The organism is Bradyrhizobium sp. AZCC 1678 (genome assembly GCF_036924765.1).
In the GTDB taxonomy this organism is placed as follows: domain Bacteria; phylum Pseudomonadota; class Alphaproteobacteria; order Rhizobiales; family Xanthobacteraceae; genus Bradyrhizobium; species Bradyrhizobium algeriense.
Genome location: NZ_JAZHSE010000001.1, coordinates 505,101 through 516,227 on the forward strand (window position 1 = coordinate 505,101; position 11,127 = coordinate 516,227).

The following is an 11,127-nucleotide window of genomic DNA, read 5'->3' on the forward strand; positions in this document are numbered from 1 at the left end:
GAGGTTTTCCCCCGGCGGACTATTCTTCCCGATAGTTTGGCGGCCCTTACGCCTTCATATTCGCCTTCACCGCTTCTGCCGTGATCGGCAACGCGCGGATGCGCGCGCCGCAGGCGTTGAAGATGGCGTTGCCGAGCGCGGGCGCGATCACCGTCACCGCCGGCTCGCCGACGCCGGTCGGCTTGTCGCCGTTGGCAATGACGTTGACGGCCACTTCCGGCGTCTGGCTCATCCGCAAGGGGGTGTAGGTATCGAAGTTGGTCTGCTCGATACCGCCATCCTTCAGCGTCGCCTTCTCATACATGGCGAGCGAAAGGCCCCACAATGCCGCGCCCTCGACCTGCGCGCGGATGTTGTCGGGATGCACCTGCATGCCGACGTCGGTAGCCACGGTCAATTTCTTGACCTTGACCTCGCCGGACGGCGACACGGCGACATGGGCCACGCACGCGGTCCAGCTCGCGGTTGCCCGCTCCTGCGACGAGACGCAGGCGACACCCATACCCTCGCCTTTCGGCAATTTGGTGGTGCCGTAGCCGGCCATGCCCATCGCGGCCAGCAACGTGTTGCGCAGCCGCTGCGCGCCGCCGTCGTTCTTGCCTTTGCCGTCCAGCAGCGCGATGCGGTACTGCGCGGGATCCTGGCCGGCCGCATGGGCGAGTTCGTCGATCATGCTTTCGACCGCCCAGAAGGTCCAGCCCGGCGCCACCGAGCGCAACTGGCCCGACGGGGTGGCGTTATGCGCCATCTCGTTCTTGATCGCGCGGACATTGTGATTGGGCACGGAATAGAAGAAGTCCGCCCCGTTCACGGTGAAGGAGTCCAGCGGTCCCTTCTTGTCGACCGAAGGCGTCAGGAAATCGGGGATTCCCCAGCGCGCGGTCGGCCAGGCCGAGACCACGTCGTGGTTGAGCGCAATCAGCTTGCCGTTACCATCGACACCCGCCTTCACCTTCTGGAAGGTCAGCGGACGCGAATAGTCCATGGTCATGTCGTTTTCGCGGCTGTAGATGACCTTGACCGGCTTGCCGACGGCCTTCGCCGCCTGCACCGCAGGCACCATCATGTCGGCGTCGAGACGCCGGCCGAAGCCGCCGCCCAGCCACATCTGGTGCATCACGACGAACTTCGGATCGATCCCGGCCGCACCGGCCGCGATCCCGCCGGAGCGCGTCGCGAACTGGTTGCCGGAATAGATGTGCAGGATGTCGCCCTTGAACTCGGCCGTGGCGTTCATCGGCTCCAGCGGCGCATGGATGTTGATGCTGGTGGTGTACTCCGCCTCCATCACCTTCGCCGCCGTCCCGAAGGCCGCCGCCGTGTCGCCGTCCTTGACGAAGAACTGGCCGGAATCGTCGAGCGCCTGCAGCCGCTTCGCCTCGTCGATCAACGACTGGCTCGACAGCTTGGCGTTCGGGCCGTTGTCATAGGTGATCTTCAGCGCGTCCGCGGCCTTCCTCGCATTGGCATAGGTATTGGCTACCGCCACCACCCAGCCGGAAGTGCTGCCGGTCTTGTCGTCGAGCGTGATCGCCTTGATGAAGCCCGGCACCTTTTTGGCGGCGGCGTCATCGACCGATTTCACCGTGGCGCCGAAGCGCACCGGCGGCGTGACCACCTTGCCGTAGACCATGCCCGGCAGCATGACGTCGATGCCGTACTTCGCCGCGCCGTTGACCTTCGGGGGGATATCGAGCTGCGGAACCGAGACGCCGACCATCGTGTACTGGTCGGGCGTCTTGAGCTTGATCGCCTTGAGCTCATCCGGCGTGAAGGTCTTGGTGATCTTGCCGCTCTTGACGATCTCCGCAAACGTCATCGACTTCTTCGACTTCGGATGCGAGACGGTGGAATTACGCACCACCAGCTCGCCGGCCGGCATGCCCATCGATGCGGCGGCGGCTTCCGTCAATGCGATACGTCCCGCGGCGCCCGCGCGGCTCATCGCATCGAAATTCATCATCGTGCTCCAGCTGCCGCCGGTAATCTGCGCGCCGAGCACGGGGTCGTTGAACTTCGGATCGTTGGAGGCGAGTTGAACCCGCATGTCCTTCCAGGACGCGCCGAGTTCCTCGGCGACGATCTGCGCCATCGTCGAGGCGATGTGCTGGCCCATGTCGGCCTTGCCGCAGGTAACCGTCACGAGGCCGTCGGGCGCGATCGAGTACCACACGCTGGGCTCGAAAGCGGAGGGCGCAGCCAGCGCCTGATCGATGCCGGGTACGCCGGCATAGCCGAGCACGAGGCCGGTGGCCGCGGAGCCGACCAGGAACGAGCGGCGGCTGAGATCGGTGGGCGCGCTGTCGGTGATTTTCACGTGCGTATTCATGTTGCCCTCCGCTCGGTGCCGGCGTTGGAGGCGGTACGCATTTCGGATGCGGCGCGCATGATCGCCTTCTGAATGCGCGAATAGGTCATACAACGGCACAGATTGCCGTCCATATGCGCGACCACTTCATCCTTGGTCGGATTGGGATTCCTGGAGAGAAGCGATGCCGCCTGCATGATCTGGCCGGACTGGCAGTAGCCGCATTGCGGGACCTGCTCGAGGATCCAGGCCTTCTGCAAGGGATGATCGCCCTTGGCGGACAGACCTTCGATGGTGGTGATCTTCTTGCCGAGCGCATCGCTGACCGACGTCTGGCAGGAGCGAACGGCCTCGCCGTTGACGTGAACCGTGCAGGCGCCGCAGAGACCCGCGCCGCAGCCGAATTTCGTACCGGTCATCTGCAATTGCTCGCGGATGACCCAGAGCAGCGGCGTATCATTGGACGCCTCGACGGACATATTCCGTCCGTTGATGTTCAGATTTGGCATCGCGTTTCCCCTTCCGGTGTTGGAAGCCGCTTACGGCGGCATTCTCACTTTTGGGTATTGGCCGGCACCCACCGGGTCGATGCCAGTTGGCGCGCAGAATGATACCGAATTTTCCCGGAGGCAATCCAATTTGGAATCGTTCGAAAGGAATAAGGATTTGAAGATGCTGCTTGTGCGCTGCGGCAAGGCGTTGTGATGGCCTTGTCGATCACGCGCGCGAGCAGCAGGCGCATCTTCCGTTTCTACATTTCCTATTCCCGAATGGATCGCGCTAGAATACGGGGCAGGCGATGACGGCCCGGCCGGAATTTCGCATCAATTGCTTTGGGAAATCGAGAATGCCGACAATCGATCGCGACGGGGTCCGTATCCACTACGAGGTGCACGGCTCCGGCCCACCGCTCTTGCTGACCCACGGCTATTCGTCGACCTGTGGGATGTGGCAGGGCCAGATCGCGGCCCTGTCGAAACATCACAAGCTCGTGTTGTGGGACATGCGGGGTCATGGCCAATCCGGTTACCCCGAGGATACCGCCGCCTACAGCGAAGCGCTGACAGTCGCCGACATGGCCGCGCTGCTCGACGCCGTCGGCGTCGAGCAGGCGATCGTCGGCGGGCTCTCGCTTGGCGGCTACATGTCGCTGGCGTTCTACCGCGCCCACCCAAACCGCGTCCGTGCGCTCCTGATCATCGACACCGGCCCCGGCTTCAAGAAGGACGAGGCCCGCGAGGTCTGGAACAAGCGCGCGCATGACACCGGCGACCGCTTTGAGCGCGAGGGTCTGGAGATTCTGAAATCGGCCAGCCGGGAGCGCTCCAGCGTCACCCACAGGGACGCGTCGGGACTGGCGCGCGCCGCGCGCGGCATGCTGACCCAGCGCGATGCGCGCGTGATCGAATCCCTGCCCAATATCAAGGTGCCGTCGCTGATCGTGGTCGGCGCCGACGACACGCCGTTCCTTGCCGCCTCCGACTATATGGCGGCCAAGATTCCCGGCGCGCAGAAGGTGGTGATCCCGGCCGCCGGCCACGCCGTCAACATCGACCAGCCGCAGGCCTTCATCGACGCCGTGCTGCCGTTTCTCGACGGCCTCGATGCCAAGACAACGGAAGAAACGGCAACTACAAAGGCCGCGTCATGAAGACGGCCGTTGTGGCCCTCGCTTTGATCGCAGGCAGCTTCACGCAGGCTGCCGCGCAAAAGCTGCCGCCGATCGGCGGCCCCTACCCGCCGCCATTCACCGAAACGCTGTCGAACAACACGCCCCTGGCGTTCGGCATGGACGCCGTCGAAGCCGCGCGCGCGCTCGGCACCCCGCTCAACTACGTCCGTGGCCGGCCGGGCGAGGAAATCTTCCTCGCGTTTCGCAACGTCGGCGGCAGCGGATTGTTCTACAAGAAAGACCGGCTCTTTCTGCAATTCCGCAAAGGCAGGCTAGCCGGCTGGAAGGGCGACTGGGGTCACAACTGGATGTGGCAATAGCCGCGCGGTGCCGCACATTCACGCAACCGACTTCGTGCAACCCAAAACAAGAAGGGATGACCCGTGGGACAGGATATCAAACTGACGGCTTCGGACGGCTTCAAACTCGGAGGCTATCGCGCCGATCCCACAGGCAAGCCGAAGGCGGCCATCGTGGTGATCCAGGAAATCTTTGGCGTCAATCACCACATCCGCTCGGTGTGCGACCGGCTGGCGGCCGAAGGCTATGTCGCGATCGCGCCGTCGATCTTCGATCGCACCCAGCCGGACTTCCAGTGCGGCTATTCGCCCGACGAGATCGCGACCGCGCGAAAATTCATCGCCAATCCCGACTGGGCCGCGATGCTGCGCGATACAGAGGCCGCGATCGATGCCGTGAAGGATGTCGGCCCGATCGGCATCATCGGCTTCTGCCTCGGCGGCAGCATCGCCTATGCGGCGGCGACCAAGCTGTCGGGCCTATCGGCCGCCGTCGGCTATTACGGCGGCGCCGTCGTTCGTTTCGCCGACGACAAGCCGCAAGTGCCGACGCAACTGCATTTCGGCGAAAAGGATGCGGGCATTCCGCTGACCGATGTCGAAACCATCAAGGCCAAGCGGCCCGATGTCGAAGTCCACGTCTATCCCGGCGCACAGCACGGCTTTCACTGCGATGAACGCGCAAGCTACGACAAGGCCAGCGCCGACATTGCATGGCCGCGCAGCCTGGCGTTTTTCGCGAAGAATTTGAAGTGACGCCCGGAGGGCGTCATTCCGGGGCGATGCGCAGCATCGAACTATGGTGCGCGATTGCGCACCTGAGAATCTCGAGATTCCGGGTTCGTGCTATCGCACGCCCCGGAATGACGGAAGTGGCTAAAGCCAACGCTTGCTGCTCTTACTTCACTCGCCCTTGACGCCGGTTGCCTTCACGACATCGCCCCACCGCTCGTAATCGCGGCGCAAGACTTTCTCGAACGTTTCCGCCGATCCGCCCACCGGCACGAGGCTGAGCGTCTCGATCCCGGCGACGCCCTCGGGCGAGGCGATGATGCGGGCGAGTTCCGTTGAAAGCTTGGCCACGATCTCCTTGGGTGTCCCGGCGGGCACGAACACGCCGAGCCAGCCTTCGATTTCAAAGCCGGGGTAGCCGAGTTCGGCCATCGTCGGCACGTCGGGCAACGCCTTCCTGCGCTTCTCGCCGCCAACCGCCAACGGCCTGAGCTTGCCCGCCTGGATTTGCGCGCTGGCCGTGGTCAGGTCCTGGAACGCCGAGGTAATCGTGTTAGCGAGCAAGTCGTTCGTGAGAGGCGCCGAGCCGCGATAGGGGACATGGGTCATGTCGATATTGGCGGTCTTCTTGAGCAATTCGCCGTAGAGGTGGGACGTCGTGGCGTTGCCGAAGGTGCCGTAAGGCTTGCCGGGGTTCGCCTTGGCATAATCGATCAACTCCTTGACGGACTTGATCGGCTGCTGCTCGGGGACCACCAGAACGATCGTCGACAGCGAGATCTGGGTGACCGGCGCAAGATCCTTGAAGACGTCGTAGGGCAGTTTCGCAACAAGGCTCGGCGCCTGAATGATCTGCGTGATGGCGATCAGCACGGTATGGCCATCAGGCTGCGCCTTCGCCACATAGTCGTTGCCGACCACACCGCCGCCGCCCGACTTGTTCTCCACGACGACGGTGGCCTTCCACGACTCCGATAGTTTGTTGGCAAGCAACCGGGCCAACACGTCGGTGGCGCCGCCCGCGGGATAGGGTACGACGAAGGTGATCCGTCGGCTCGGATAGGTATCCGCCGAGGCCGGATACGAAGAGGCGCACAAGGCCGTCACAGCGATGGAAGCGAGCAACGCTGCCGCGGTCGCCGCGCGCACCAAGCGGACCGGCAAATGATAGGTCATGGTCATACTCCGGATTGCAGGCACTCAACCGACAAACCGGCGCGCCTAGATCTGACGACGTTCTTCTACATCGCTGCAGTGCAACTTGGAACATGGTTTCGAATGCGATCCGCGCATAGCGCTAATTTATCGCAACCAAAGCGGTCGACGCCAATGCCCGGGCGTTAACGAGACTTCCAGACGCGTGCGAGGCGGCATGTCCGCCACTGCAGGTTAGATGCAGAACGCAGACTGCGCCGGCGAAAAAACGGATGATGAATTTTCTTGGTCAAATGCGAGGCATTTGCCTGACACGAATGCTCAGGAAAAGAGCCGGCTCAATCAGAACCGAAGCTCTAGCCCGCATTTCTCACAGTGTTGAGGCGCATCGGGGCGCGAATCAGCGAAAGTTCTTTTGCGAGAAGGACTTTGGGATGATTCAAGGAACGCCCCGATGCCGACAGAGTGTAGCGCAGAACAGTTTGATTTTGGAAGGGTGGAAGGCCGTGTTGTGGAAGCGGCCTTTGATGGCGGCCTTGTGACGTCGGATGCCGGCGCGCTGCTTCTGGGCGCGACCGACCGGGCGATCGATTTGGTGGGTCGCTTTGCGGATTGCTTTCGCGATCATCGCCGTCAGGACTTGATCGAGCATGCGGTCGGCACGTTGATCGGGCAGCGGGTCTTTGGCATCGCGCTCGGCTATGAAGATCTCAACGACCACGACGAGCTGCGGCACGATCCGCTGATGGCGGTGCTTTCGGGCAAGCTTGCAGCCCGGCGCGGGGACTGCGCACCGGTGGCCGGCAAGTCGACGCTGAACCGGCTGGAGTTGAGCCGAAACGAACCTTCGCGCTATCACAAGATCGCCTATGACGCGGCGGCGATCGAAGCGTTGCCGGTGACGCTGTTCCTGGAGGCGTACCAGCGGCCGCCGGAGCAGATCATCCTCGATCTCGACGCCACCGACGATCCGCTGCACGGACATCAGGAGGGGCGCTTCTTCCACGGCTATTACGACTGCTACTGCTATCTGCCGCTATACGTGTTTTGCGGCCGGCATTTGTTGGCGGCCAAGCTGCGCCCCTCCGACATCGACGCCAGCGCGGGCAGCGTCGCGGAGGTCGAGCGGATTGTCCGGCAAATCCGCGCCCGCTGGCCGTTCGCGCGTATCCTGCTGCGAGCCGACAGTGGCTTTGCGCGCGAGGCGCTGATGGCGTGGTGCGAGCAGAACCGCGTGGATTACCTGTTCGGGCTCGCCCGCAACACGCGCCTGGTCGCCATGATCGAGGAGGAGCTTGCCACGGCCAGGGCCGCGGCCGAGAAGACCGGCCGCCCGGCGCGCCGCTTCAAGGACTTCCAGTGGAGCACGCTCGATAGCTGGAGCCGAAGCCGCCGCGTCGTCGCCAAGGCGGAGTGGACGCACGGCGAGGCCAATCCGCGCTTCGTCGTCACTTCGCTCAGGCGCAGCGAGACGGGAGCGCGGGCGCTCTATGAGGACATCTATTGCGCGCGCGGTGACATGGAGAACCGCATCAAGGAATGCCAGCTCGACCTCTACGCCGACCGCACTTCGGCCCAGACCATGCGCGCCAACCAACTGCGGCTGTGGTTCGCCGCGATGGCCTATGTGCTGATCTGCGCCCTGCGGCGCATCGGCCTTGCTGAAACCACCTTTGCGGACGCCACCTGCGGCACCATCAGGCTTAAGCTCTTGAAGATCGGCGCGCTGGTTCGCATCTCCTGCCGCCGCATCAGGATCGCCATGGCCTCGGCCTGCCCTGCCGCCGAAGAATGGGGGCACGCGGCTCGCCGCCTGGCCGAAGCCGCCAAGGCCCGCGCCTCGCCGGCCTGACACGCGAAGCCGCGACGCGCCCAATCCGCGGTATCACCAACAAGGTCCAACGCACACTCAAAACCAAATCGCCGCCAGCGCTTTCGGCGCCACGGTCCTCGTCGCCTTCGCGCCGATCCACCAATACCCGTCGCAAATCAAATTGGCCCTGTGAGAAATGCAGGCTAGAACCAGCGCTCGCTGACGAGCACGGTGTCGCCGGGACCGATCGGACTGCCGGGCGGAACGACGAAGCGCGCCGTTCCCGACGCATCAGTATGAGTGACGGTGACGCTATCGCGGCGGGCGCGCGGCGAAAAGCCGCCGGCGATCGCCACCGCGCTCTCGACCGTCATGTTCGGTACGTACGGATATTGCCCAGGTGCTGCGACCTCGCCGAGAATGAAGAACGGCCGGTACGCTTCGATCTCCACTGCGACCGATGGGTCCCTGATGAAGCCGGCGCGCAGCTTCGCCGATATCTGCGCCGCCAGTCCGGCCGTGGTGCGGCCGCGCGCCGGCACCGAGCCGATCAGCGGCATCGTGATCGAGCCGCCGGCGTCGATCGCGTAGGTGTTGGTCAGGCCTTCCTGGCCATAGACAACGACGCGCAGCCTGTCGCCGGCATCGAGATGATAGGCCGCGTCGTATCGCACCGGCACCGGTTCGACATAGGCGACGGGCGCGGCAACGATAACGGGCGGTGGTGCTGCGCGTGGCGCCGCGGCGAAGGCCGCGCGAAGCGCGCCGACGGCGCCGCCGGAATCGGCCACGACCGCCTGCGGCGGTGGGCTGTTAGGCTGGCCATAGGCCATTGAATCGAGATCGCCTTGCGGCCCGACCGCGACCGGCCCGGTCGTACGCATGCAGCCCGACAGAGCGAGCGCCGTGATGATCGCAGTGATCGGTAGTCGAAACGCGCGCACAAGCCGCACCGGAGCCCATCCCTCTAAGCGAGACAGCTTTAGTCTTGCACCGGGTATGGTTAACAAACGGTTTTGGAGTGGTCTTCGCATGGCCAGAGGAGAGACCATCCGTCATTGCCTGCGACAAACGCAAAGCGTTTGCGCAAGGGAGCGAAGCGACGAAGCAATCCATCTATCGGTCGTGCCGCGGCATGGATTGCTTCGCTACGCTCGCAATGACGTTTAGGCGGCACTCACGCCGACGCCGATCGGGCACGACACGCCGGTGCCGCCCAATCCGCAATAGCCCGCCGGGTTCTTGGCGAGATATTGCTGATGATAGTCTTCGGCGAAATAGAATTCGCCCGATGGCGCGATCTCGGTGGTGATGGCGCCGAGCCCTTTGGCGGCCAGCGCCTTCTGGTACATAGCCTTCGACGCGTCGGCGGCCTGGCGCTGCGCATCGCCAAAGGTGTAGATCGCCGAGCGATACTGGGTGCCGACATCGTTGCCCTGGCGCATGCCCTGCGTCGGGTTGTGATTTTCCCAGAACGTCTTCAGGAGCTGCTCGTAGGAGATCTTCTTCGGATCGAACACGACCAGCACCACTTCGGTATGACCGGTGCGTCCCGAACAAACCTCTTCATAGCTCGGATTGGGCGTATGCCCGCCGGCATAACCGACGGCGGTCGCATGGATGCCGTCACCGAGTTCCCAGAACTTGCGCTCTGCGCCCCAGAAACAGCCGAGGCCAAACACCGCCTGCTCGAGGCCTGCTGGATAGGGCGGCTGCAGCTTGCGGCCATTGACGAAATGCGTGGTGGCGGTCGGGATCGGGGTGGCGCGGCCCGGCAGCGCTTCGGCTGCGCTCGGCAACGCGGTGGTCTTGCGCATGAACAACATGGAGTACCTCCAGGCAGGACATCGGCGGACGCGATAACGGCGTCGGCTGGTTGGCCCTCTATATATGTCTTCTACGCCGGATGCCGCAGCCCTGTTACACCGCCCCCGAGGGCGGGCGGGGCCCCGGGTCAGTCCCGCGAATAGCCGATCAACGGCTTGCGGGGCCGGAACAGGATCATGAGCAGAATGCCGACCACGCCCAGCACGGCAAAAACCGGCTGATCCAGCAGGACCTTGATGACGCTGTTCCAGAGCCAGGGTGCGTTACTCTCGACCCAGGTCCGGAATGCCAGCTGGCTGGACTGATGGACGTCGTTCCAGAACTGGCCAAACCGGGTGAACCGCAGGGTCTGGTCGGCGACGAAACGGGCGCCGTCATAGACCATGAAGATGAATCCGCCGGCCAGGAGCAGCAGGCCGATTAGCCGGAAAAAACCGCGGATCATGCGTCACCTTGATATCTGTCGCCCCCAAAGGCAGTCAGCCAATACCGGGGGCACCCCGGAAATTCAACCTCGTCAGCACCTTACCCGCCATTTCCGGCTCCCTTCCCGGCCTTTCGGGGAGGGTGGAAAGCGTTGACGGTGCAGGACTCGCCCTCTATAAGACCCCCAATGGCGGCGGGCGCAATCCCGCCGCCGCTGTTCTTTGAGCAGCGCCGGCCTCGGGAGCACTTTGGCTTCCGTCCATGGCACCCTCAAGAACGGCTTACGTCAGAACACCCTGGAAAACACAACCAGCGTCCATCACGCAATTTGAAGGGCCGGCGCGCTCGAGCCCGACCACCTGAGCGATGACAGCCGAAGGATAGTTGAGAACATGGCCAATACCACTTCCGCCAAAAAGGCGACCCGCAAGATTGCCCGCCGCACCATCGTCAACAAGTCGCGCCGCACGCAGATGCGTGGCGCGGTCCGCACCGTCGAGGAAGCGATCAAGAGCGGCGATCGCGAGGCGGCGCTCAAGGCGATGAAGCACGCGGAACCGGAACTCATGCAAGCTGCACAGCGCAACATCATTCACAAGAACAATGCGAGCCGGAAGGTGTCGCGCCTGACGCACGCGATCGCCAAGCTCGCGAAGTAAACTGACAGAAATAGATATTCGTCAAAAGCCCGGCCTCGCCGGGCTTTTTCTTTTTCGGACATTCCGGGGCGTGCGAGCGCGAACCCGAAAATCCGTTTCGCCACGCACATGCATCCTGTTGCATTTTGGGCTCACGCTGAAAGCGTGCACTGTGACAATTCAATTGTCCCGTTGCTGAACACCGCCTTACGTGTCACATTTCCAGCGCCCGTAATTTTACGAGGTGCAATTTATTG

General features: G+C 63.5%; 12 protein-coding genes. 5 read left to right on the top strand and 7 right to left on the bottom strand.

Annotation, left to right across the window (positions count from 1 at the left end):
• Positions 1–46 precede the first annotated feature (46 nt).
• From V1294_RS02435 to V1294_RS02445, 3 genes are read right to left on the bottom strand one after another with little or no spacing between them, the layout of a single operon-like run.
• Positions 47–2,329 carry a xanthine dehydrogenase family protein molybdopterin-binding subunit gene (locus V1294_RS02435; RefSeq protein ID WP_334494935.1) on the bottom strand — a complete coding sequence of 761 codons (2,283 nt, stop codon included), beginning with the start codon at positions 2,327–2,329 and terminating at the stop codon, positions 47–49.
• The gene (locus V1294_RS02440; protein WP_334487300.1) at positions 2,326–2,817 is read right to left on the bottom strand and encodes a (2Fe-2S)-binding protein; all 492 of its coding nucleotides are present in this window, start codon (positions 2,815–2,817) and stop codon (positions 2,326–2,328) included. Before V1294_RS02440 ends, V1294_RS02435 begins: the two co-directional genes overlap by 4 nt.
• Before the next feature lie 44 nt (positions 2,818–2,861).
• A complete protein-coding gene (locus tag V1294_RS02445) occupies positions 2,862–3,050 on the bottom strand; it encodes a hypothetical protein (protein ID WP_334494937.1) in 189 nt (62 codons plus the stop codon).
• A gap of 105 nt (positions 3,051–3,155) precedes the next feature.
• Here V1294_RS02445 and V1294_RS02450 point away from each other — a divergent pair, with 105 nt between their 5' ends.
• The 3 genes from V1294_RS02450 (at position 3,156) to V1294_RS02460 (ending at position 5,035) form a co-directional block, all read left to right on the top strand.
• Positions 3,156–3,959, top strand: a complete 804-nt coding sequence (locus tag V1294_RS02450; RefSeq protein WP_334494938.1) for an alpha/beta fold hydrolase — start codon at positions 3,156–3,158, stop codon at positions 3,957–3,959.
• Positions 3,956–4,300, top strand: coding sequence for a hypothetical protein (locus V1294_RS02455; protein ID WP_334494940.1), 345 nt, complete (start codon positions 3,956–3,958; stop codon positions 4,298–4,300). Before V1294_RS02450 ends, V1294_RS02455 begins: the two co-directional genes overlap by 4 nt.
• A 63-nt stretch (positions 4,301–4,363) precedes the next feature.
• Positions 4,364–5,035 (top strand): dienelactone hydrolase family protein, encoded by a 672-nt coding sequence (locus V1294_RS02460; RefSeq protein ID WP_334494942.1) that lies wholly within the window; start codon positions 4,364–4,366, stop codon positions 5,033–5,035.
• A gap of 147 nt (positions 5,036–5,182) precedes the next feature.
• Here the strand turns inward: V1294_RS02460 and V1294_RS02465 are convergent, their stop codons facing one another.
• Complete coding sequence (locus V1294_RS02465) at positions 5,183–6,187, bottom strand: Bug family tripartite tricarboxylate transporter substrate binding protein (RefSeq protein ID WP_334487309.1); 1,005 nt, start codon at positions 6,185–6,187, stop codon at positions 5,183–5,185.
• 433 nt (positions 6,188–6,620) lie between these two features.
• Here V1294_RS02465 and V1294_RS02470 point away from each other — a divergent pair, with 433 nt between their 5' ends.
• On the top strand, positions 6,621–8,018 hold the full coding sequence (locus V1294_RS02470; RefSeq protein WP_334494944.1) for an IS1380 family transposase: 1,398 nt from the start codon (positions 6,621–6,623) through the stop codon (positions 8,016–8,018).
• A gap of 164 nt (positions 8,019–8,182) precedes the next feature.
• Here the strand turns inward: V1294_RS02470 and V1294_RS02475 are convergent, their stop codons facing one another.
• The 3 genes from V1294_RS02475 to V1294_RS02485 form a co-directional block, all read right to left on the bottom strand.
• Positions 8,183–8,923 carry a polysaccharide biosynthesis/export family protein gene (locus V1294_RS02475; RefSeq protein WP_334504463.1) on the bottom strand — a complete coding sequence of 247 codons (741 nt, stop codon included), beginning with the start codon at positions 8,921–8,923 and terminating at the stop codon, positions 8,183–8,185.
• Positions 8,924–9,145: 222 nt separating this feature from the next.
• Entirely contained in the window at positions 9,146–9,805 is a 660-nt protein-coding gene (gene msrA / locus V1294_RS02480) for a peptide-methionine (S)-S-oxide reductase MsrA (RefSeq protein WP_334487311.1), read from the bottom strand.
• 128 nt (positions 9,806–9,933) lie between these two features.
• Positions 9,934–10,251 carry a hypothetical protein gene (locus tag V1294_RS02485; protein WP_334494946.1) on the bottom strand — a complete coding sequence of 106 codons (318 nt, stop codon included), beginning with the start codon at positions 10,249–10,251 and terminating at the stop codon, positions 9,934–9,936.
• Between the two features lie 373 nt (positions 10,252–10,624).
• Here V1294_RS02485 and rpsT point away from each other — a divergent pair, with 373 nt between their 5' ends.
• Positions 10,625–10,891 (top strand): 30S ribosomal protein S20, encoded by a 267-nt coding sequence (gene rpsT / locus V1294_RS02490; RefSeq protein ID WP_108512615.1) that lies wholly within the window; start codon positions 10,625–10,627, stop codon positions 10,889–10,891.
• Positions 10,892–11,127 lie beyond the last annotated feature (236 nt).